Origin of the sequence: Pseudomonas sp. PAMC 26793, from assembly GCF_000313235.1 — a bacterium.
Lineage (GTDB): Bacteria > Pseudomonadota > Gammaproteobacteria > Pseudomonadales > Pseudomonadaceae > Aquipseudomonas > Aquipseudomonas yamanorum.
Window position 1 is genome coordinate 289697 of the sequence record NZ_AMXG01000038.1, and the last position, 22629, is coordinate 312325.

Sequence of the window (22629 nt, forward strand, 5' to 3'; positions counted from 1 at the left end):
GCTGGTCCGCTTGGATGGCCTGTATGGCTTGTCCTCGCTGATAAAAAAGGCGTCCCTTGCGGGCGCCTTTTTTGTGTCTGCGATTTGGCTGGTGCCCGCCCAGGCCGAGGTATTCTGCCCGGCGCCCGGCAATGTCGCTACTTTTGACGTGCAGCGGGTGGTGGATGGCGACACGGTGCGCCTCAACGACGGCCGAAGCGTGCGCATGATCGGCGTCAATGCCCCGGAAACCGGCAAGAAGGGCCGCACTGACGAGCCCTTCGCCGTGGCCGCTCGCGAGCGCCTGCAAAGCCTGGTGGATGCGAGTGGTGGGCGCGTTGGCGTGGTGCCCGGACGGGAAAGCAAGGATCGCTACGGTCGCACCCTGGCCCATCTTTACGGCGCCAATGGCGAAAATCTGGAGGCGCAGTTGCTCGCCGAAGGCCTCGGCTTCCAGGTGGCCGTCGCGCCGAATGTGGAGCTGGTGGCCTGCCAGCAAGCCGCCGAACGCAGTGCCCGGCAGGCCCGGTTGGGGCTGTGGCGCCAGTCACCGGTGGTCGATGCGGCGAAGATCCGGCACTCGGGCTTTGCGGTGGTCGGCGGCCAGGTGAGCAACATCGAACGCAATCGCGGCGGGGTCTGGATTGAGTTGCAGGGCTCACTGGTATTACGCATTGCGCCCAATCGGGTGGCCGCGTTCGACGGTGCGCTGTTGAAGGGTTTGCAGGGCCAATCCATCGAGGCGCGCGGCTGGGTACTGGACCGTTCCCGGCGCGGAGGCCTGGAAAATAGCCAGGCACGCTGGCTGCTGCCACTGACCGATCCCGGCATGCTTCAGCGGGTGCCGTAAGAAAAAATTGTAGACATTTTTTCGTGCGATTGTGAACAGTTGAGCCCTTGTATCCCGTGGCTCTTGGCCAAAAGTCGTAGGGCAGGGCCCTTGACACCTGTGACTGCCCAGTCTTGTGGGGACTTTGCGACACGCGTATCCTCGGCGGTCCGTCGACCAACAGTAAAAGCGGAATGCCGATATGTCTGATTTGAAAACTGCCGCTCTCGAATATCATGCCCATCCTCGTCCAGGAAAGCTGAGTGTAGAGCTCACCAAAGCCACTGCCACTGCCCGCGACCTGTCGCTGGCCTACAGCCCTGGCGTTGCCGAGCCCGTACGTGAAATCGCCCGCGATCCTGAACTGGCCTACAAGTACACCGGCAAAGGCAACCTGGTTGCGGTGATCTCTGATGGCACCGCGATCCTCGGCCTGGGTAACCTCGGCCCATTGGCTTCCAAGCCAGTCATGGAAGGTAAAGGCGTACTGTTCAAGCGCTTCGCCGGCATTGACGTATTCGACATCGAAGTCGATTCCGAAAGCCCGCAGGCTTTCATCGACACCGTAAAGCGCATCTCCATCACATTCGGTGGCATCAACCTGGAAGACATCAAGGCACCTGAGTGCTTCGAGATCGAAAAGGCCCTGATCGAACAGTGCGACATCCCGGTATTCCACGATGACCAGCACGGCACCGCGATCGTTACCGCGGCAGGCATGATCAACGCCCTGGAAATCGCTGGCAAAACCCTCGGCGAAGCCAAGATCGTTTGCCTGGGCGCCGGCGCTGCGGCCATCTCCTGCATGAAGTTGCTGGTGAGCATGGGCGCCAAGCTGGAAAACATCTACATGGTCGACAGCAAGGGCGTTGTGCAGTCCGAGCGTACCGACCTGAACCAGTACAAGGCGATGTTCGCGCATCCGTCCTCCAAGCGTACCCTGGCTGACGCCCTTGACGGTGCAGACGTGTTCGTTGGCCTGTCCGGCCCGAACCTGCTGAGCGCCGAAGGCCTCAAGTCCATGGCCGCCAACCCGATCGTGTTCGCGTGCTCCAACCCGGATCCGGAAATCTCCCCGGAACTGGCCCACGCCACCCGTAATGACGTGATCATGGCCACCGGCCGTTCGGACTACCCGAACCAGGTCAACAACGTACTGGGCTTCCCGTTCATCTTCCGTGGTGCCCTGGACGTGCGCGCCAAGCGCATCAACGAAGAGATGAAAGTGGCTGCCGCCAACGCCCTGCGCGAACTGGCCAAACTGCCGGTACCGCAGGACGTTTGTGACGCCTACGGCGGTGCGAAACTGGAATTCGGTCGTGAGTACATCATTCCGAAACCAATGGACAAGCGCCTGATCACCCTGATCTCCGATGCCGTGGCCAAAGCCGCAATCGAGACCGGTGTGGCCACCCTGCCGTATCCGAAGAACTACCCGCTGAAAAGCGTGGACGATGTGTTCAACGGCTAAGCCGTTGTAGCGCACCAACAAAAAGCCCCGGCTCTTGCGAGTCGGGGCTTTTTTGTGGCTGGCAATTGGCTCGAGCCTGGTGGTGATCCAACTGTGGGAGCGGGCTTGCTCGCGAAGACGGTGTGTCAGTCGGCCCATCTGAGCCTGATACTCCGCTTTCGCGAGCAAGCCCGCTCCCACATTGGATCTGCGTGTTAGAACAAGTCGATCGGTGCCGCCTCATCCGCCGGCAGCGGGCTGCCCGGTGCAACGCCGTTGCCCAGTTCGTTGACTGACGGCGGCGTGTCCTCGCTCTTGAACAGCTCGAAGTACGCATTCGGCGTGCTCGGCGCTGCCGCCCGACCGCTGACCGGGTCGATTCGCAGGCTGAGTATGCCTTCCGGCTCCGGCTGGGTGTGCAGCGGCTTGTCTTTCAATGCAGCACCCATGTAGCTCATCCAGATCGGCAGCGCGACAGTGCCACCGAACTCCCGGCGACCGAGGCTTTCCGGCTGGTCATAACCGGTCCATACGGTGGTCACGTAGTCGCCGTTGTAGCCCGAGAACCACGCATCCTTGGATTCGTTGGTGGTGCCGGTCTTGCCGGCGATGTCGGCACGGCCCAGGGCCAGGGCGCGACGCCCCGTACCTTTCTTGATCACGTCTTCGAGGATGCTGTTGAGGATGTAGGTGGTGCGGCCATCCACAACGCGTTCGGCTACCGCCGGCGCTTGTGGTGCGGCAGGGGCGCCGGCGGCCGGTGCTTCGCCTGGCGTCGGCTCGATGGTGATGCCGCCGTTGGTCGGTGCTGCCTGGCCGTCAGTGGCGGCGACGCCATTGACCACGTCGCCCGGTACCCGTGGCGGGTTGGCGGTAAACAGGGTTTCGCCGCTACGGCTTTCGATCTTGTCGATCAGGTACGGGGTGATCTTGTAGCCGCCGTTGGCAAAGGTGCTCCAGCCGGTGGCGATTTCCATCGGCGTCAGCGTGGCGGTACCCAGTGCCAGGGACAGGTTGGGCGGCAGGTCCGACTTGTTGAAACCGAAGCGGGTGATGTAGTCGATGGTCTTGCCTACGCCCATCGCCTGCAGCAGGCGGATCGACACCAGGTTACGCGACTTGTACAGCGCCTCGCGGACGCGGATCGGGCCGAGGAAGGTGTTGGTGTCGTTCTTCGGACGCCAGACCTTGTCCAGGTACTCATCGACAAACACGATCGGCGCATCGTTGACCAGGCTGGCGGCGGTGTAGCCGTTATCCAGGGCGGCGCTGTAGATGAACGGCTTGAAGCTCGAGCCCGGCTGGCGCTTGGCTTGGGTGGCGCGGTTGTAGTTGCTCTGCTCGAAGGCAAACCCGCCGACCAGGGCGCGGATTGCACCGTTCTGCGGGTCAAGCGACACCAGGGCGCCCTGTGCCACGGGCACCTGGCTGAATTTCAGGCTGTCGTCCTTCTGGCGCTGCACACGAATCAGGTCGCCGACCTGGGCCACGTCCGACGGTTGCTTGGGCATCGCCCCCATACTGTTGGTGTTCAGGAACGGGCGGGCCCATTTCATGCTGTCCCACGACACATGTTCTTCGCCGGTGCGGGTCAGTACCTGCACGCCATCTTTCTTCACCTGGGTGACGATGGCTGGCTCAAGGCCGCTGATCGGGCGTTGTTTGCCCAGCTCGACGGTCCAGGCGCTCAGGGTCTTGCCCGGCAGGCGCGATTCAGGGCCGCGGTAGCCGTGGCGCTGGTCATAGGCGATCAGGCCTTCGTGTACCGATTTATTGGCGATTTCCTGCAGGTTGCTCGGAATCGTCGTGGTCACGCGGAAACCTTCGGTGTACGCCTCGCTGCCATAGCGGCCGACCATCTCGGCGCGGGCCATTTCGGCGATATACGGGGCATTCACTTCCGGGGTCGGCACGTGATAGCTGGCGTTCAACGGCTCGGCCACCGCACTTTCGTACGCGGCCTGGTCGATCTTGCCCAGCTTGTACATGCGGCCCAGGATCCAGTCGCGGCGCTCTTTGCTGCGCGCCGGGTTGGCCAGCGGGTTGAAGCGTGAAGGCGCCTTGGGCAGGCCGGCAATCATCGCCATCTGCGCCAGGCTGGCATCACGAATCGACTTGCCGTAGTAGACCTGGGAAGCCGCCTCGATACCGTAGGCACGGTTGCCGAGGTAGATCTTGTTGACGTACAGCTCAAGGATCTCGTCCTTGGTCAGCTGACGTTCGATCTGCAACGCCAGGAGAATTTCCGTGGCCTTGCGGGAAAAGCTGCGTTCGCTGGTGAGGAAGAAGTTCTTCGCTACCTGCATGGTGATGGTGCTGCCGCCGGACTGAATGTGTCCGCTTTTTACCAACTGCGTGGCCGCCCGCACCAGGCTGCTTGGGTCGACGCCATAGTGATTGGCGAAGTTATCGTCTTCGGCCGACAGCAGGGCGTTGATGAAATTGGGTGGAATGTCGGCGAAACGGATCGGTGTACGGCGCATTTCGCCGAACTCCGCGATCAGTTTTTCATCGCTGCTGTAGACCCGCAAAGGAATCTGCAACTGGATACTTCTCAGGGCCTCTACGGAGGGCAAACCCGGACTAAGGTAGAGATAGGCCCCGCTGAGCACGAGCATTAGCCCGCAGACGATCGCGACAATGGAGTACCCGAAAAACTTCAGCAGACGAATCAAGGCTTTTGGATTTCCAAGGAAAAGAATGGGTTAGGCGTCGGGGCATGCACGGCAAGCGGTGGATCGACCCGGCCAGCAGATAAACGCGGGAAAAAACGCTGGGCATTAAAGCATTTTTCGGCTTCGGGCGTCATTCGCACCGCTCATACAAGCCGACCGAATGCATGAAGCCTGGCAGCAATCAGTCCGTAAGACAGGGAAAGTTTTGGGGAGTTTTATGAGAAAGGGATTTTTCAGGCGAAAAGCCGATGCCGTCCTGGGTATCGACATCAATGACGCCGGCGTCAAGCTGGTGGAACTCGAGGTTTCAGGCAGCGGCTACAGCGTCCGTGGCTACGCCATGCAGCCGTTGCCGGCCCATGCGGTGGTCGACAGTAGCGTGGTGGATTTTGATGCCGTCGCACAGGCCCTTTCCAGGGCGCTGGGACAGGTGCATACCTCGCTCCGACAGGCCGCCGTGGCCGTCGCCGGGCCTTCGGTGATCACTCGTGTGCTCGAGATGGACGCCGGGCTCACTGAAGCAGAAATGGTGCAACGAATCCACGGGGAAGCCGACCAGTACATTCCTTATCCGCTGGAGGATGTGGCCATCGACTTTCAGGTGCAGGGCCCGTCGGCCCATGACTCGCAAAGCGTCGATGTGCTGCTGGTTGCCTGCCTCAAGGAACAGGTAGAGGCCCGTGAGGCGGTTTTGGCCTTGGCGGGGCTGGCAACGCGGATAGTGGATGTCGAAGCATTTGCATTGGCTCGCGTGGGCAGGCAGGCTTCGGACAGCATCACGCCGGGCCGTCGTGTCGATGGCGCGCAATGGGCCGTGGATGCCCAGGGAATGGGAGTGGCCTGCGGGTTGGCCCTGAGGAGTTTCGACTGATGACACGAATCAACCTGCTGCCGTGGCGCGCAGAACGGAACCAGCGGCGGCGCAAGTATTTTCTGGTGTTCCTGGCGGGGGCGGCGACTGTGGCGCTGGCTGCGGTATGGCTGGCAGACCAGGTGATCGACCGTGCGATTGATCGGCAATTGGCCCGCAACAGCCAACTGAAGCAGGGCGTTACCGGGCTCGACTCGCGGATCAAGGCCATCGACGAGCTGCATGAGCAACGTCAGCAGCTGATGGAGCGGATGAAAGTTGTGCAGGGTTTGCAGGACGATCGGTCGGCGGGCGTTCAGTTGCTGGACCAATTGGCCCGTGCCATGCCGGATGGAGTGCAGTTGCGTGAGGTGAGTGTTGACGGTGGATCTGTTTCGATCAGCGGCACTGCCGAATCGAACCGTGATATTGCTCAGTTGATGCGTGGCCTTGAGGCAACCGGTGACATGCAGGCGCCACGGCTTCAACGGGTTAGCGGCGGGCAGGACGGTGACGACAATAGTTTTCAACTGACGGTCCGCCATGGTCATTCCGATGAGGTGCGCCCATGAGAGGGGCGTCAGGCCTGCCAGGGCTGACCGAATCCGATATTACCCAGTTCTGCCGAAACGCCCTCGACTGGCCCCTGCCGGGCAAGGCTTTACTGGGTGGCGCGGTTTTTTGCCTGCTGTGGGCAGTGGGCAACACCTTCTACTTGAGCGGGACGCGGGAGCAACTGCGCCAGCTTGAGGCGCAGGAAGTGGCGCTTGAACAGCAGGTCGCGCTGAAAACCAGCCAGTCTGCCGGCCTGGAGTCCCAGGCCCGGGAACTCGAAACGATGCGAGGCAGTTTCGCCAACCTGTTGCGGCAGTTGCCTGCTGATACCCAGGTGCCCGGCCTGCTTGAGGATATTGGCCGCCTGAGTGCCACCAATGGCTTGGTGCTGGAGAACATCGAACTTCGGGATGACCAGCCTCGGCCCCTGTACATCGAGTCGCCCCTGCAGATTGGCGTGACCGGGACTTTTCACGATCTGGCGGCGTTCATCAGCGGCCTGGCCAGCTTGCGAAGGATTGTCACGGTCCATGACTTGGCGTTCAATCATGTCGATCCCTCCCTGTTGCGCCTCAGCCTGGTGGCGAAGACTTATCGCCACAACCGTCAGGCGAGCGATGACCTCGAGGTTGATCTACGCGAGCCGTCGCCTGCTTTCGCGGAGCCCATTGCCTACGATTTTGCATCCTTGCGCGATCCTTTCCAGCCACCCTTTCGCCAGCTTGTGAGGCCCTCTGGGCGACCGGCTACCGGACCGGATTTGGCCAGGCCTCGGGGAATCCTCGAAGGCTTCGCCGTAGAGCAGTTCGAGATGGTCGGGACCTTGTCCCTTGGTGCCCAAACCTTCGCCCTGCTGCGGGGAGCGTCGTCTGTCCATCGGCTGGCAATCGGCGATTACCTGGGCCCGGACCACGGGCGCATCACGGCGATTCATGACTCCCATGTCGAACTGGCCGAGCTTTTCCCGGATGGCCAGGGCGCTTGGCTGGAACGCTCGCAAACCCTTGCCCTGAACGTGAATTCATAACGGAAACAAACAATGAAAAGGACTTTTTCGTCCTTCGGTGTGGCGCTATGGATAGCGTTCACGGCACCGATGGTCATGGCTGTGCCCAATCGAATCGACCTGATTCACCTGCCGCCACCTGGCAATGCGCCCCTGAGTACCGAGCGCGTGGCATTTACCGGCGACAAGCTGTCCCTCAACTTCCAGAACATCGAGTTACGTGCGGTGCTGCAGCAGATTGCCGACGTCGCCGGCCTCAATCTGGTGGCCAGCGACGACGTGCAGGGTTCGATCACCCTGCGCCTCAAGGACGTGCCCTGGGACCAGGCCCTGGATCTTGTGCTGCAAACCAAGGGGCTGGACAAGCGCGTGACGGCCAACGTCCTGCTGGTGGCGCCTGCCGAGGAGTTGGCGGCCCGCGAGCTGCTGGTGCTGGAGTCGCGTAAGCAAATGACGGAGCTGGCCCCGTTGCGCCGTGAACTGCTGCAAGTGAATTATGCCAAGGCGTCGGACCTAGCCAAGCTGTTCCAGTCGGCCGTGGGCCTGGAAGGTGCAACCGATGAGCGCGGCTCGGTGGCGGTGGATGATCGCACCAACAACATCATTGCCTACCAGACCCAGGAGCGGCTGGAGGAACTGCGTCGGATCGTGGCGCAACTGGATATTCCGGTAAGGCAGGTGATGATCGAGGCGCGGATTGTCGAGGCCAATGTGGATTACGACAAAAGCCTGGGGGTACGCTGGGGTGGGCAGATGAGTCGGGGTAACTGGGGCGCTGGCGGTATCAGGAAACCGCTGGCCGAGGGCGCCGAGCCTCCCGAAAACCCGCCCAGCTCGCCGTTTGTAGATATGGGCACGGTCAACGGCAGCGCCGGCCTGGGGATCGCCTTTATCACCGACAACCTGTTGCTGGATCTGGAGCTGACCGCCATGGAAAAAACCGGCAATGGTGAAATCGTCTCGCAGCCCAAGGTCGTCACCTCCGATAAGGAAACCGCGCGAATCCTCAAGGGCACCGAGATTCCCTATCAGGAATCCAGCTCCACCGGTGCTACCTCGGTGTCGTTCAAGGAAGCCTCGCTGTCACTGGAAGTGACGCCGCAAATCACACCGGACGGCTGGGTGAACATGGAGGTCAAGGTGACCAAGGACGAGCCCGACTACCTGAACAAACTCAATGACGTGCCGCCGATCAAGAAAAACGAGGTAAACGCCAAGGTGCTGGTCCAGGACGGGGAGACCATCGTGATTGGCGGGGTTTTCTCCAATACTCAAAGCAAAGTGGTAGATAAAGTGCCATTTTTGGGCGATGTGCCGTATCTTGGCCGCCTTTTCCGGCGGGATGTGGTTTCGGAGAAAAAATCCGAGCTGCTGGTATTCCTGACTCCGCGTATTATGAATAACCAGGCGATTGCTGTGAGTCGTTGATTCTGTGCGAAATTTGATTCTTGTAGGACCGATGGGGGCTGGAAAAAGCACCATCGGCCGTTTGCTGGCCAAAGAGCTGCGCCTGCCATTCAAAGACTCCGATAAGGAAATTGAATTGCGCACGGGCGCCAATATCCCGTGGATCTTCGATAAGGAAGGCGAGCTGGGCTTTCGCGACCGCGAGCAGGCGATGATTGCCGAGCTGTGCGGCTGTGACGGCGTGGTATTGGCCACCGGCGGCGGCGCAGTGATGCGCGACGAGAATCGCCGGGCGCTGCACGCCGGCGGTCGCGTGGTTTATCTGCATGCGTCTGTGGAGCAGCAGGTGGGCCGCACCGCTCGCGATCGCAACCGCCCGTTGTTGCGTACCGCCGACCCGGCAAAAACCCTGCGGGACTTACTCATGCTGCGCGATCCGCTGTATCGGGAAATCGCCGATCTGGTGGTGGAAACCGATGAGCGGCCGCCGCGAATGGTCGTTCTTGACATTCTTGATCGCCTGGCACAATTGCCGCCCCGTTAAAGCCAGAGCCGAAATGCGCTATCCTCGGCGGCGCGTCATGACCGTCCGAGTTGTGGCGTAGAGCCATCAGGCGACGTCATATCCCGACGATGCCGACAACGTTAATGTAGGGCAGGACGCCTGCTTTCATCTTCAACGCGGGGACACATGCAGACACTTAAGGTCGATCTTGGCGAGCGCAGCTACCCGATCCATATTGGCGAAGGTTTGTTGGACCAGCCCGAGTTGCTCGCACCGCATATTGCCGGGCGGCAAGTGGCGATCATCTCCAATGAAACGGTCGCGCCGCTGTATCTTGAGCGTCTGAGCCGCAGCCTTGCGGCGTATTCGGTGATCTCGGTGGTATTGCCCGACGGCGAGGCCTTCAAGACCTGGGAAACCCTGCAATTGATCTTTGATGGCCTGCTGACGGCCCGTCATGACCGTCGCACCACTGTAGTAGCGCTGGGTGGCGGGGTGATAGGCGACATGGCCGGCTTCGCGGCCGCCTGCTACCAGCGCGGCGTGGACTTTATCCAGGTGCCGACCACGTTGCTATCCCAGGTCGATTCGTCGGTGGGCGGCAAGACCGGTATCAACCATCCGCTGGGCAAGAACATGGTCGGTGCGTTCTATCAGCCGAATGTCGTGCTGATCGACACTGCCACCCTCAATACCCTGCCGCCCCGCGAGCTGTCGGCGGGCCTGGCGGAAGTCATCAAGTACGGCCTGATCTGCGACGAGCCTTTCCTGACCTGGCTTGAAGAGCATGTCGACGCCCTGCGCGCCCTCGACCAGGTGGCGCTGACCGAAGCAATTTCACGCTCCTGCGCCGCCAAGGCGTTGGTGGTCAATGCCGACGAACGTGAGTCCGGTGTGCGCGCCACGTTGAACCTCGGCCACACCTTCGGCCATGCGATCGAGACTCACATGGGCTATGGTGTGTGGTTGCATGGAGAGGCCGTAGCGGCTGGCACGGTGATGGCATTGGAGATGTCGCAACGCCTGGGCTGGATCAGTGCCCAGGAGCGTGATCGCGGGATCCGCCTGTTCCAGCGCGCCGGGTTGCCGGTCATTCCTCCTGAAGAGATGACTGAGGCAGATTTTCTCGAACATATGGCAATAGACAAGAAAGTGATCGACGGTCGACTGCGACTGGTGCTGTTGCGCCGAATGGGCGAAGCGGTAGTGACCGACGATTATCCGAAAGAGATTTTACAGGCCACGCTGGGAGCGGATTACCGCGCCCTGGCCCAGCTTAAAGGTTAATAAGATCCCGATGACTAGTTTGCATGCCGACGAGGCGTTCCTCGGCCATTACCAGTTAAGCCACGACCCTTTTGCTCCACGGGTGCCTGGTTTCAAATTTTTCCCTGCACAACGCAAGCCGGTGCTCGGGCAGTTGCACCACCTCGCGCGCTACAGCCAGCTGTTGCTGGTGGTCACCGGCCCATTGGGCAGCGGCAAGACCTTGCTGCGCCAAGCGCTGGTGGCCAGCACCAACAAGCAATCGGTACAGAGCGTGGTGGTTTCCGCCCGTGGTGCCGGTGATGCGGCGGGCGTGTTGCGCCAAGTGGCCCAGGCCCTGGACGTGTCCACTGCCGAGCCGAATGCGATCCTCAAGCAAGTGGTGCAACTGGGCCTGACCGGCCAGGAAGTCTACCTGCTGGTGGATGACGCCGAGCAGCTCGACGAATCTGCCCTGGAAGCGTTGCTGGCCCTGGCGGCCGGTACGCCTGAAGGTCGTCCGCATGTGTTCCTGTTTGGCGAGTCTTCGCTGATTGCCGAACTTGAGCAGATCAGCGGCGAACAGGAACTGTTCCACGTCATCGAACTGCAGCCTTACGAAGAAGAAGAAACCCGCGAATACCTCGCCCAACGGCTGGAAGGCGCAGGGCAGGGCATCGAACTTTTCTCCGCTTCGCAGATCTCTGATATTCACGAAAGCTCCGACGGCTGGCCTGGCACCATCAACCAGGTTGCCCGCGATGCCATGATCGAAGCCATGATTGCCAGCCGCTCAGCGGTCAAGCGTCCAAAGATGGGGTTCACTATGCCTAAGAAGCACGTATTGGCAATTTCTGCCGTTGTCGTGGTCGCTGTCGCCGCCGCCTGGTTGATTCCAGGTCGCAACAAGGCCCCGACCACCGCTGGCGCGCCAACCGAACAGGCGCAGTTGCCACTGGGCAAGCCAACACCGAATGTTGAATTTGCCAACTCCGGCCAACCCACCAACCTGCCAATGGTCGGTCAGCCTGTGATGCGTGGTCCATTGGCTGAAGCCGCTGGCGGTATCAGCGAAGGCGACGATGGCGTGCCGGTGGAAGGCTCCAGCGCCACGCCGCCGACCGTGACCACCACTGCGCCACCTGCGGGCGTGCCGGCGGGTCAGCCAGCGGCCAAGCCTGCGCCGACGCCAGCGCCAGCCCAAGTTGCTACCGCCAAGCCAGCGCCTGTTGCGAAGCCAGTGGCCCCAGCGCCTGTGGCCAAGCCAGCGCCTGCCGCCAAGCCTGCTGAAAAACCGGTGACCGTGGCCAAGGCCGGCGCTACCGGCAGCAGCTGGTACACCAGCCAGCCTACCGGTAACTTCGTGGTGCAGATCCTGGGCACCAGCTCCGAAGCCAACGCTCAGGCGTTCGTGAAAGAGCAGGGCGGCGAGTACCGTTATTTCAAGAAAGTCCTCAACGGCAAGCCGCTCTACGTGATCACTTACGGCAACTTCTCCAGCCGTACAGCAGCGGAATCCGCTATCAAGGCCTTGCCAGCGAAGGTTCAGGCTGGTAAACCTTGGCCTCGCACTGTCGCCAGCGTTCAACAAGAACTGGCAACAACTCGCTGAAGATCCGGCGGCCTTACCCAGGCCGCCCTCTCGGCACCTCAAAAAAAACAACACAGCGTGCAGCCCTGAAGGCCGCGCGCTTTGTGGTGTCTGCGTCACAGTGGCTTTTGAGTCGTAGCGGTCAAAATTAAAAAAGTTTTGACTAGCACAGCATATCGCTTTAAACCTTTCATAAATGCGACATAGATTTGCGACATTTCGTCGCTAAATTTGTGAGCGTCTGTGTCGGTGTGTACAATGACCTCCCTTTTGCCCCCGCTAAGCCGGCGTACGTTCGGCGTGGAAGGTAACCGGTTGAATTGAAAAGAAATTTGCCTCGAAATAAGAGGCAGCCTGGTGAGAAAGTGTCTATGAAAGCAGGTCTGTACCAACCCGATGAATTCAAGGATAACTGTGGTTTCGGCCTGATAGCCCATATGCAGGGCGAGCCCAGTCATACCCTTTTGCAAACGGCCATCGAGGCCCTGACCTGCATGACCCACCGCGGTGGGATCAACGCCGACGGCAAGACTGGTGACGGTTGCGGCTTGCTGATTCAAAAGCCCGACCAGTTCCTGCGCGCAGTCGCCAAGGAGCATTTCGGCGCCGATTTGCCCAAGCAATACGCCGTGGGCATGGTGTTCTTCAACCAGGATCCGGTCAAAGCCGAAGCTGCTCGCGAGAACATGAACCGCGAGATCCTGGCTGCTGGCCTGCAACTCGTCGGCTGGCGCAAAGTGCCCATCGACACCAGCGTACTCGGCCGCTTGGCCCTGGAGCGCTTGCCGCAGATCGAACAAGTGTTCATCGCCGGCGATGGCCTGAGCGATCAGGACATGGCGATCAAGCTGTTCACCTCCCGTCGTCGCTCGTCGGTGGCCAACGCCGCCGACACCGACCACTACATCTGCAGCTTTTCTCACAAGACCATCATTTATAAAGGCCTGATGATGCCGGCGGACTTGACCGCCTTCTATCCAGACCTGAGCGATGAGCGCCTGCAAACAGCAATCTGCGTGTTCCACCAGCGCTTCTCCACCAACACCCTGCCGAAATGGCCGCTGGCCCAGCCATTCCGCTTTCTCGCCCACAACGGCGAGATCAACACCATCACCGGCAACCGCAACTGGGCCGTGGCCCGTCGCACCAAGTTCGCCAACGACCTGATGGACCTGGAAGAGCTCGGCCCACTGGTCAACCGCGTGGGTTCCGACTCCTCCAGCATGGACAACATGCTCGAACTGATGGTCACCGGCGGCATCGACTTGTTCCGTGGCGTGCGCATGATCATTCCGCCAGCGTGGCAGAACGTCGAGACCATGGACCCCGACCTGCGGGCGTTCTATGAGTACAACTCGATGCACATGGAGCCGTGGGACGGCCCGGCCGGCGTGGTAATGACCGACGGTCGCTACGCCGTGTGCCTGCTCGACCGTAACGGCCTGCGCCCGGCGCGTTGGGTGACCACCACCAACGGCTTCATCACCCTGGCGTCGGAAATCGGCGTGTGGAACTACAAGCCGGAAGACGTGATCGCCAAGGGCCGCGTTGGCCCGGGCCAGATCCTGGCTGTGGACACCGAAACCGGTCAGATCCTCGACACCGATGCCATCGACAACCGCTTGAAGTCCCGTCATCCGTACAAGCAATGGCTGCGCAAGAATGCCCTGCGCATCCAGGCGACCATGGAAGACAATGACCACGGCTCGGCTTTCTACGACGTCGACCAGCTCAAGCAGTACATGAAGATGTACCAGGTCACCTTCGAAGAGCGTGACCAGGTGCTGCGCCCGTTGGGCGAGCAAGGCTATGAGGCCGTCGGCTCCATGGGCGATGACACGCCAATGGCCGTGCTGTCCCAGCGCGTGCGTACGCCGTACGACTATTTCCGCCAGCAGTTCGCCCAGGTGACCAACCCGCCGATCGACCCGCTGCGTGAAGCCATCGTGATGTCCCTGGAAGTGTGCCTCGGTGCCGAGCGCAACATCTTCCAGGAATCGCCTGAGCACGCTTCCCGCGTGATCCTCAGTTCGCCTGTGATTTCGCCGGCCAAGTGGCGCTCGTTGATGACCCTGGATCGCCCAGGCTTCGACCGCCAGATCATCGACTTGAACTACGACGAGAGCCTCGGCCTTGAAGCTGCTGTGCGTAACGTCGCCGATCAGGCTGAAGAAGCCGTGCGCGCCGGCCGTACCCAGATCGTGCTGACCGACCGTCATATCGCCCCGGGCAAGCTGCCGATCCACGCCTCCCTGGCCACTGGCGCGGTGCACCACCGCCTGACCGAAAAGGGCCTGCGTTGCGACTCCAACATCCTGGTTGAAACCGCCACTGCCCGCGACCCGCATCACTTCGCGGTGTTGATCGGCTTCGGCGCTTCGGCGGTGTACCCGTTCCTCGCGTACGAAGTACTCGGCGACCTGATCCGTACCGGTGAAGTGCTGGGCGACCTCTATGAGGTGTTCAAGAACTACCGTAAGGGCATCACCAAGGGCCTGCTGAAGATCCTGTCGAAGATGGGTATCTCCACTGTCACTTCGTACCGTGGCGCGCAGCTGTTCGAAGCCATCGGCCTGTCGGAAGAAGTCTGCGACATGAGCTTCCGGGGCGTGCCGAGCCGCATCAAGGGCGCACGTTTCGTCGACATCGAAGCCGAGCAGAAAGCCCTGGCAGCCGAAGCCTGGAGCGCGCGCAAGCCGATCCAGCAAGGTGGCCTGCTGAAGTTCGTCCACGGTGGCGAATACCACGCCTACAACCCGGACGTGGTCAACACCCTGCAAGCCGCCGTGCAGCAGGGCGACTACGCCAAGTTCAAGGAATACACCGCGCTGGTGGATAACCGCCCGGTGTCGATGATCCGTGACCTGTTCAAGGTGAAAACCCTGGATACGCCGCTGGCCATCAGCGAGATCGAACCACTGGAATCGATCCTCAAGCGTTTCGACTCCGCCGGTATTTCCCTGGGTGCCTTGTCGCCTGAGGCTCACGAAGCCCTGGCCGAAGCCATGAACCGCCTGGGTGCGCGTTCCAACTCCGGTGAAGGCGGTGAAGACCCGGCACGCTACGGCACCATCAAGAGCTCGAAAATCAAGCAGGTCGCTACTGGCCGTTTTGGTGTAACTCCGGAATATCTGGTCAACGCCGAAGTGCTGCAGATCAAGGTCGCCCAGGGTGCCAAACCGGGTGAAGGCGGGCAACTGCCAGGCGGCAAGGTCAACGGCCTGATCGCCAAGCTGCGTTATGCAGTGCCGGGCGTGACCCTGATTTCGCCGCCGCCGCACCACGATATCTACTCGATCGAGGATTTGTCGCAGCTGATTTTCGACCTGAAACAAGTCAACCCGCAGGCCCTGGTCTCGGTGAAGCTGGTCGCAGAAGCCGGCGTGGGCACCATCGCCGCCGGCGTGGCCAAGGCCTATGCCGACCTGATCACCATCTCCGGCTACGACGGCGGCACTGGCGCTTCGCCGCTGACCTCCATCAAGTACGCCGGTGCGCCTTGGGAACTGGGCCTGGCCGAAACGCACCAGACCCTGCGCGGCAACGACCTGCGCGGCAAAGTCCGGGTGCAGACCGACGGTGGCCTGAAAACCGGCCTCGACGTGATCAAGGCCGCGATCCTCGGCGCCGAAAGCTTCGGCTTCGGCACCGCGCCGATGATCGCCCTGGGCTGCAAATACCTGCGCATCTGCCACCTGAACAACTGCGCCACCGGCGTGGCGACCCAAAACGAGAAGCTGCGCAAGGACCACTACATCGGTACCGTCGACATGGTGGTGAATTTCTTCACCTACGTTGCCGAAGAAACCCGTGAGTGGCTGGCCAAGCTGGGCGTGCGTTCCCTGGAAGAGCTGATCGGCCGTACCGACCTGCTGGACATCCTCGAAGGCCAGACCGCCAAGCAACAGCACCTGGACCTGACGCCGCTGTTGGGCAGCGATCACATCCCGGCCGACAAGCCACAGTTCTGCCAGGTTGACCGCAACCCGCCGTTCGACAAGGGCCTGCTGGCCGAGAAGATGGTCGAGATGGCCACTTCGTCGATCAACGACGCAAGCGGCGGCGAATTCGCCCTGGATATCTGCAACTGCGACCGTTCCATCGGCGCACGCATCTCCGGCGAAATCGCGCGCAAGCACGGCAACCAGGGCATGGCCAAGGCGCCGATCACCTTCCGCTTCAAGGGCACCGCTGGCCAGAGCTTCGGCGTGTGGAACGCCGGTGGCCTGAACATGTACCTCGAAGGCGACGCCAACGACTACGTGGGCAAGGGCATGACCGGCGGCAAGCTGGTGATCGTTCCGCCGGCCGGCAGCGTCTACAAGACTCAAGACAGTGCCATCATCGGCAACACCTGCCTGTACGGCGCAACCGGCGGCAAGCTGTTTGCAGCCGGCACGGCCGGTGAGCGTTTCGCGGTGCGTAACTCCGGTGCCCACACCGTGGTTGAAGGTACCGGCGATCACTGCTGCGAATACATGACCGGTGGTTTTGTCGCGGTGCTGGGCAAGACTGGCTACAACTTCGGTTCGGGCATGACCGGCGGTTTCGCCTACGTGCTGGACCAGGACAACACCTTCGTCGACAAGGTGAACCACGAGTTGGTGGAGATCCAGCGGATCAGCGGCGAAGCGATGGAATCCTATCGCAACCACTTGCAGCATGTGCTGGACGAATACGTCGAGGAAACCAACAGCGAATGGGGTCGTAACCTCGCTGAAAACCTTGATGACTACCTGCGTCGTTTCTGGCTGGTCAAGCCCAAGGCGGCCAACCTGAAATCGTTGCTTTCCAGCATCCGTGCCAACCCGCAGTGATATGCGCCTGAAGAGTTTGATGAGGTTTTAACATGGCTGAACGTCTGAATAACGACTTCCAGTTCATCGATGTCGGGCGCAAAGATCCGAAGAAGAAACTGTTGCGTCAACGCAAGAAAGAGTTCGTGGAAATCTACGAACCCTTCAAACCCCAGCACTCGGCCGACCAGGCCCACCGTTGCCTGGGTTGCGGTAACCCGTATTGCGAATGGAAGTGCCCGGTGCACAACTTCATTCCGAACTGGCTGAAGCTGGTGGCCGAGGGCAACATCCTCGCCGCCGCCGAGCTGTCGCACCAGACCAACACCTTGCCGGAAGTGTGCGGCCGGGTGTGCCCGCAGGATCGTCTGTGCGAGGGTGCCTGCACCCTCAACGACGGCTTCGGCGCGGTGACCATTGGTTCGGTGGAGAAGTACATCACCGACACCGCGTTCGCCATGGGCTGGCGCCCGGACATGTCCAAGGTCAAGCCGACCGGCAAGCGCGTCGCGATCATCGGCGCGGGCCCGGCGGGCCTGGGCTGTGCCGACGTGCTGGTGCGTGGCGGCGTGACCCCGGTGGTGTTCGACAAGAACCCGGAAATCGGCGGCCTGCTGACCTTCGGCATCCCCGAGTTCAAGCTGGAAAAAACCGTACTGAGCCATCGTCGCGAAGTCTTCACCGGCATGGGTATCGAGTTCCGCCTCAATACCGAAATCGGCAAGGACGTGACCATGGAACAACTGCTCGAAGAATACGATGCCGTGTTCATGGGCATGGGCACCTACACCTACATGAAGGGCGGCTTTGCCGGTGAGGACCTGCCGGGCGTGTACGACGCTCTGGACTTCCTGATCGCCAACGTCAACCGCAACCTGGGCTTTGAAAAGTCGCCGGAAGATTTCGTCGACATGAAAGGCAAGAAGGTCGTGGTGCTGGGCGGTGGTGACACCGCGATGGACTGCAACCGTACTTCGATTCGCCAGGGTGCCAAGTCGGTGACCTGTGCCTACCGTCGTGACGAAGCCAACATGCCGGGCTCGCGCAAAGAGGTGAAGAACGCCAAGGAAGAAGGCGTGAAATTCCTCTACAACCGCCAGCCGATCGCTATCGTCGGTGAAGACCGTGTCGAAGGCGTGAAAGTGGTCGAGACCCGTCTCGGCGAACCGGACGCCCGTGGCCGTCGCAGCCCGGAGCCGATCCCGGGTTCCGAAGAGATCATCCCGGCAGACGCCGTGGTCATCGCCTTCGGTTTCCGCCCAAGCCCGGCGCCGTGGTTCGAGCAGTTCAAGATCCAGACCGACAGCCAGGGCCGCGTTGTAGCCCCGGAACAAGGCCAGTACAAACACCAGACCAGCAACCCGAAAATCTTCGCCGGTGGCGATATGGTGCGCGGGTCTGACCTGGTAGTGACGGCCATCTTCGAAGGCCGCAACGCCGCCGAAGGGATCCTGGATTACCTGCAGGTCTGACCCCGGTCCCGGATTGAAATGGGATCAAAATGTGGGAGCGGGCTTGCTCGCGAATGCGGTATGTCAGTCACCAGATGTGTTGGCTGACCCACTGCATTCGCGAGCAAGCCCGCTCCCACATTTGTTTTGCGGCGCTTTCATATCCGCGACAAATTGACCCGATAGACAAAAGGCACGGCTCTTGCCGTGCCTTTTGCGTCGCGCTCTGAGAAAATGCCCGCACTTTTTTTGCGGATGCCGACATGACTGCCCTCAAGAACGACCGTTTCCTTCGTGCCCTGCTCAAGCAACCCGTGGACGTCACCCCTGTGTGGATGATGCGCCAGGCCGGTCGCTACCTGCCGGAATACCGCGCCAGTCGCGCCCACGCCGGCGACTTCATGAGCCTGTGCATGAACCCGGAGTTCGCCTGCGAAGTCACGATGCAACCCCTGGACCGCTATCCACAGCTGGATGCGGCCATTCTGTTCTCCGATATCCTGACCATCCCTGACGCCATGGGCCAAGGCCTGTACTTCGAAACCGGCGAAGGCCCGCGTTTCAAGAAAGTCGTCAGCACCCTGGCCGATATCGAAGCCCTGCCGATCCCCGATCCCCACAAGGACCTGGGCTACGTCATGGATGCCGTCAGCACCATCCGCCGCGAGCTGAACGGCCGCGTGCCGCTGATCGGCTTCTCCGGCAGCCCGTGGACCCTGGCCACCTACATGGTCGAAGGCGGCTCGTCGAAAGACTTCCGCAAGACCAAGGCCATGCTCTACGACAACCCGCAAGCCATGCACCTGCTGCTGGACAAGCTGGCACAGTCGGTCACCTCCTACCTCAACGGCCAGATCATGGCCGGCGCCCAAGCGGTGCAGATTTTCGACACCTGGGGCGGCAACCTGTCGGCGGCGGCGTACCAGGAATTCTCCCTGGCCTACATGCGCAAAATCGTCAGCGGCCTGATCCGCGAACACGAAGGCCGCAAAGTGCCGGTCATCCTGTTCACCAAGGGCGGCGGCCTGTGGCTGGAAAGCATCGCCGACGCCGGCGCCGACGCGTTGGGCCTGGACTGGACCTGCGACATCGGCGAAGCCCGCCGCCGCGTGGGCAGCAGGGTTGCGCTGCAAGGCAACATGGACCCGACCGTGCTGTACGCCAAGCCGGAAGCCATCCGCACTGAAGTGGGCCGCATCCTCGCCAGCTACGGCAAAGGCAGTGGTCACGTGTTCAACCTTGGCCATGGCATCACCCCGGAAGTTGATCCGGAGCACGCAGGTGCGTTCCTGCGGGCGGTGCACGAATTGTCGGCGCAGTATCACGAGTGATCGCGCGGCAATGAAAAAGCCCGGCAGATGCCGGGCTTTTTTGTGAGCGGTGGTTAAGCCTTAGCTTCCTGCAACGGTGGCAACTTCGCCAGCTTCAACGCCACCAGCAACGCGCCGATCAACAGCGCGACGATAAACCCGCCAATCCCGTTCCACCCGGCGTAGTGCCAGAAGAAACCGCCTGCCGTGCCGGCAATACTCGAACCCACGTAGTAGCTGAACAAGTACAACGACGAGGCCTGGCCCTTGGCTTTCAGCGCGCGGCGGCCGATCCAGCTGCTGGCTACCGAGTGTGCGCCGAAGAAGCCGAAGGTGAACATCAGCATGCCAACCACCACCAGCACCAGTGGGGTGAACAGCGTCAGGGCGATACCTGCAAGCATCAACACGATGGTCGCCCACAACACCCGGCGCCGGCCCAGGCGATCGGCCAGCGAACCGATTTTTGCCGAGCTGTAGATGCCCGAGAGGTAGACCAGTGAGAGCAGGCCGACGACGGCTTGGCTCAAGTCATACGGATCGGCGAGCAAACGATAGCCGATGTAGTTGAACAGGGTCACGAAGCTGCCCATCAGCAGGAACGCTTCGAGGAACAGCCAGGGCAGCCCGGCATCCTTGAAGTGCATCGTGAAGCCATCGAGCAAGCTGCGCGGGTTCAGGCGGCTTGAGCGGAAATTGCGCGACGGCGGCAGGATCTTCCAGAACACCGTGGCCGCGATCAGTGCCAGGGCGCCGATGATCAGCATCGCCGTGTGCCAGCTGACGAAGTCGATCAGCACGCCGATGATCAAGCGCCCGCTCATGCCACCGATGGCGTTACCGCCGATATACAGGCCCATGGCGAGGCCGATGTGTTGTGGATGGATCTCTTCGCTCAGGTAGGTCATGGCCACCGCCGCCAGGCCGCTGAGGGACAGGCCCACCAGTGCGCGCATCAGCAGGATGCCTTCCCAGGTCGGCATCAGGCCGCTGGCGATGGTGGCCAGCGCGGCGCAGAACAGCGCGGCAACCATGACCGGCTTGCGCCCAAAGGTGTCGGAAATCGGCCCGGTGATCAGCAGGCCAATGGCGAGCATGCCGGTGGCTACCGAGAGGATCAGGCTGCTTTGTGCGGCATTGATGGAAAATTCGTGGGACAGCGCCGGCATCATCGGCTGTACGCAGTAGAGCAGGGCAAAGGTGGCGAAACCGCCGGAAAACAGCGCCAGCACCGTGCGCATGAACATCGGGGTGCCTTTTTCGATGTACTGCTCGTTGAGCTGTGCCACCACTTCATCGAGGGCAGTGGGCGGTACTTCTTGAGCAAGCGGAGCGACAGCAGATTTCACGCGGGACCTCGGGGAGGAAAGACTGCCAGGGCTGACAATGCAAAAAAGAATATAGCTCGCTAATGATTCTTTCCAATATATTGTTCGACCTGTTTAAGAGCTTTTACGACCTAATGAGGTTTTCATGGAATTGCGCCACCTGCGTTACTTCATCGCCGTGGCTGAAGAGCTGCACTTTGGCCGCGCCGCGCAGGTGCTGGGCATCTCCCAACCGCCGCTGAGCCAGCAGATCCAGGCGCTGGAGCAGGAGATTGGGGCGCGGTTGTTCGAGCGTACCAATCGTCGGGTCGAGCTGAGCGAGGCGGGCCGATTGTTCCTGCAAGAGGCACGTCTGGTGCTGGCGCAGGTGGACAAAGCGGCGGACGTGGCGCGTCGGGCGCAGTTGGGTGAACTGGGGGAGTTGAAGATTGGCTTCACCTCTTCCGCGCCGTTCAACTCCAGCATCCCACAGGCGATCTTCGCGTTTCGCCAGGCATTCCCGGCGGTGTATCTGAATTTGCAGGAGATGAGCAGCACGGAAGTGGCCGAGTCGCTGGTGGATGAGTCGATACAGGTGGGGTTGATGCGGCCGTTGCCGTTGCCCGATTCGCTGAGCGTCGTGGAACTGATGCGCGAGCCCTTGGTGGCCGTGCTGAACGCCGGGCATCCGTTGGTGGAGGGCAGTGAGCGTGGTTTGCACTTGGCGCAATTGGCTGAAGAACCGTTTGTGTTTTTCCCGCGGACTTATGGCAGCGGCTTGTACGCCCAACTGCTGAATCTTGCGCGTGATGCCGGCTTCAGCCCGCACTTCGCTCAGGAGGCCGGGGAGGCGATGACCATCATCGGTTTGGTGGCCGCGGGGCTGGGTGTTTCGGTGCTACCGGCGTCGTATCAGCGGATACGCATTGATGGCGTGGTGTATCGCACGCTGTTGGATCAGGAAGCGGTGACGGCGGTGTGGCTGGTGCAGCGTAAGGGCCAGCAAACGCCGATGGCCAAGGCGTTTGTCGAGCTGCTGACCCGTAAGGCATTGGTATGACCTGTGGCGAGGGAGCTTGCTCCCGCTGGGCTGCGCAGCAGCCCCAAAACCCGACGACCGAGTTTTACCAGACAACCCTCAATCGCAGGTTTCAGGGGCGCTTCGCGCCCCAACGGGAGCAAGCTCCCTCGCCACAGGGAAGCGGGTGTTTCAGTTCTGCTTCGAAGTCCCGGTCTGCTGGAACAACTGCGCCGCCGACCCGTTGTCACTCACACCATTGGTGCGCAACGCCGCCAGAATATCCCGGTCCAGCATGCTCACCCAACGGTTGTAGTTGCGGTGGATCTTGCCGTCCTTGTAGCCCAGGTCGCGGCTGTCGCGGTAGGTGATGGCGTAGTGGGTGGCCGTGTAGCGGATGTCGATTTCAGCGTGGAATTTGTTGCGCACGTTGATCTCGGCCTGCACCAGTTGCGGGCTCAGGCGCTGCACGACCCATTCGCGTTTGTTCAGGGCTGCAACGATGGTCTGCTTCATTTTTTCTTCGTTGACCTGCGGGTTCGCCGGCAAGTCGTGCTGGGGGTTGAGCACCGGTTTGTTGGTGCAGCCAGCGGTGGTGAGCAGGGCCAAAGCGACCAGTGTTGCGCGTAGCAGGGAAGACATTCCATTTCTCCAG

Annotated in this window: 16 protein-coding genes; 13 read left to right on the forward strand and 3 right to left on the reverse strand. The window is 61.2% G+C overall.

Annotated features, from left to right (window positions below; all coding sequences use genetic code 11):
- The first annotated feature begins 10 nt into the window (after window positions 1-10).
- Both D109_RS0118830 and D109_RS0118835 read left to right on the forward strand, forming a co-directional pair.
- Window positions 11-829, forward strand: coding sequence for a thermonuclease family protein (locus tag D109_RS0118830; protein WP_017478237.1), 819 nt, complete (start codon window positions 11-13; stop codon window positions 827-829).
- A 181-nt stretch (window positions 830-1010) separates the two neighbouring features.
- Window positions 1011-2279, forward strand: a complete 1269-nt coding sequence (locus tag D109_RS0118835; RefSeq protein WP_017478238.1) for a malic enzyme-like NAD(P)-binding protein — start codon at window positions 1011-1013, stop codon at window positions 2277-2279.
- Window positions 2280-2473: 194 nt separating this feature from the next.
- On the opposite strand, the gene D109_RS0118840 is transcribed toward D109_RS0118835, so the two are convergent.
- The gene (locus D109_RS0118840; protein WP_371103579.1) at window positions 2474-4930 is read right to left on the reverse strand and encodes a penicillin-binding protein 1A; all 2457 of its coding nucleotides are present in this window, start codon (window positions 4928-4930) and stop codon (window positions 2474-2476) included.
- A 220-nt stretch (window positions 4931-5150) separates the two neighbouring features.
- Here D109_RS0118840 and pilM point away from each other — a divergent pair, with 220 nt between their 5' ends.
- From pilM to hemE, 10 genes are all read left to right on the forward strand, one after another.
- Window positions 5151-5804, forward strand: coding sequence for a type IV pilus biogenesis protein PilM (gene pilM / locus D109_RS0118845; RefSeq protein WP_017478240.1), 654 nt, complete (start codon window positions 5151-5153; stop codon window positions 5802-5804).
- Window positions 5804-6355 carry a PilN domain-containing protein gene (locus D109_RS0118850; RefSeq protein ID WP_017478241.1) on the forward strand — a complete coding sequence of 184 codons (552 nt, stop codon included), beginning with the start codon at window positions 5804-5806 and terminating at the stop codon, window positions 6353-6355. Before pilM ends, D109_RS0118850 begins: the two co-directional genes overlap by 1 nt.
- Complete coding sequence (locus tag D109_RS0118855; protein WP_017478242.1) at window positions 6352-7365, forward strand: pilus assembly protein PilP; 1014 nt, start codon at window positions 6352-6354, stop codon at window positions 7363-7365. The genes D109_RS0118850 and D109_RS0118855 overlap by 4 nt, the downstream gene beginning before the upstream one ends.
- Before the next feature lie 69 nt (window positions 7366-7434).
- Entirely contained in the window at window positions 7435-8772 is a 1338-nt protein-coding gene (locus D109_RS0118860; RefSeq protein WP_017478243.1) for a type IV pilus secretin PilQ, read from the forward strand.
- Window positions 8773-8776: 4 nt separating this feature from the next.
- The gene (gene aroK / locus D109_RS0118865; RefSeq protein ID WP_026078068.1) at window positions 8777-9295 is read left to right on the forward strand and encodes a shikimate kinase AroK; all 519 of its coding nucleotides are present in this window, start codon (window positions 8777-8779) and stop codon (window positions 9293-9295) included.
- Between the two features lie 147 nt (window positions 9296-9442).
- On the forward strand, window positions 9443-10543 hold the full coding sequence (gene aroB / locus D109_RS0118870) for a 3-dehydroquinate synthase (protein ID WP_003209346.1): 1101 nt from the start codon (window positions 9443-9445) through the stop codon (window positions 10541-10543).
- A gap of 10 nt (window positions 10544-10553) precedes the next feature.
- Entirely contained in the window at window positions 10554-12113 is a 1560-nt protein-coding gene (locus tag D109_RS0118875) for an SPOR domain-containing protein (protein ID WP_017478245.1), read from the forward strand.
- Between the two features lie 350 nt (window positions 12114-12463).
- Entirely contained in the window at window positions 12464-16909 is a 4446-nt protein-coding gene (gene gltB, locus D109_RS0118880; RefSeq protein ID WP_026078069.1) for a glutamate synthase large subunit, read from the forward strand.
- A 32-nt stretch (window positions 16910-16941) separates the two neighbouring features.
- Window positions 16942-18360 (forward strand): FAD-dependent oxidoreductase, encoded by a 1419-nt coding sequence (locus D109_RS0118885; protein ID WP_017478248.1) that lies wholly within the window; start codon window positions 16942-16944, stop codon window positions 18358-18360.
- Window positions 18361-18602: 242 nt separating this feature from the next.
- Window positions 18603-19670, forward strand: a complete 1068-nt coding sequence (hemE, locus tag D109_RS0118890; protein ID WP_017478249.1) for a uroporphyrinogen decarboxylase — start codon at window positions 18603-18605, stop codon at window positions 19668-19670.
- A gap of 53 nt (window positions 19671-19723) precedes the next feature.
- Here the strand turns inward: hemE and D109_RS0118895 are convergent, their stop codons facing one another.
- Entirely contained in the window at window positions 19724-20941 is a 1218-nt protein-coding gene (locus tag D109_RS0118895) for an MFS transporter (RefSeq protein WP_017478250.1), read from the reverse strand.
- A 181-nt stretch (window positions 20942-21122) separates the two neighbouring features.
- Here D109_RS0118895 and D109_RS0118900 point away from each other — a divergent pair, with 181 nt between their 5' ends.
- Window positions 21123-22016, forward strand: a complete 894-nt coding sequence (locus D109_RS0118900; protein ID WP_017478251.1) for a LysR family transcriptional regulator — start codon at window positions 21123-21125, stop codon at window positions 22014-22016.
- A 150-nt stretch (window positions 22017-22166) separates the two neighbouring features.
- On the opposite strand, the gene D109_RS0118905 is transcribed toward D109_RS0118900, so the two are convergent.
- Window positions 22167-22616, reverse strand: a complete 450-nt coding sequence (locus D109_RS0118905) for a hypothetical protein (RefSeq protein ID WP_017478252.1) — start codon at window positions 22614-22616, stop codon at window positions 22167-22169.
- Window positions 22617-22629: the final 13 nt, after the last annotated feature.

What these genes read in the sequence shown, in the direction of transcription:
- D109_RS0118835 (WP_017478238.1), top strand. Translation starts at nt 1,011, where the DNA reads ATGTCTGATTTGAAAACTGCCGCTCTCGAATATCATGCCCATCCTCGT.
- pilM (WP_017478240.1), top strand. Translation starts at nt 5,151, where the DNA reads ATGAGAAAGGGATTTTTCAGGCGAAAAGCCGATGCCGTCCTGGGTATC.
- D109_RS0118850 (WP_017478241.1), top strand. Translation starts at nt 5,804, where the DNA reads ATGACACGAATCAACCTGCTGCCGTGGCGCGCAGAACGGAACCAGCGG.
- D109_RS0118855 (WP_017478242.1), top strand. Translation starts at nt 6,352, where the DNA reads ATGAGAGGGGCGTCAGGCCTGCCAGGGCTGACCGAATCCGATATTACC.
- D109_RS0118860 (WP_017478243.1), top strand. Translation starts at nt 7,435, where the DNA reads ATGGTCATGGCTGTGCCCAATCGAATCGACCTGATTCACCTGCCGCCA.
- aroB (WP_003209346.1), top strand. Translation starts at nt 9,443, where the DNA reads ATGCAGACACTTAAGGTCGATCTTGGCGAGCGCAGCTACCCGATCCAT.
- D109_RS0118875 (WP_017478245.1), top strand. Translation starts at nt 10,554, where the DNA reads ATGACTAGTTTGCATGCCGACGAGGCGTTCCTCGGCCATTACCAGTTA.
- gltB (WP_026078069.1), top strand. Translation starts at nt 12,464, where the DNA reads ATGAAAGCAGGTCTGTACCAACCCGATGAATTCAAGGATAACTGTGGT.
- D109_RS0118885 (WP_017478248.1), top strand. Translation starts at nt 16,942, where the DNA reads ATGGCTGAACGTCTGAATAACGACTTCCAGTTCATCGATGTCGGGCGC.
- hemE (WP_017478249.1), top strand. Translation starts at nt 18,603, where the DNA reads ATGACTGCCCTCAAGAACGACCGTTTCCTTCGTGCCCTGCTCAAGCAA.
- D109_RS0118900 (WP_017478251.1), top strand. Translation starts at nt 21,123, where the DNA reads ATGGAATTGCGCCACCTGCGTTACTTCATCGCCGTGGCTGAAGAGCTG.
- D109_RS0118905 (WP_017478252.1), bottom strand. Translation starts at nt 22,616, where the DNA reads ATGTCTTCCCTGCTACGCGCAACACTGGTCGCTTTGGCCCTGCTCACC.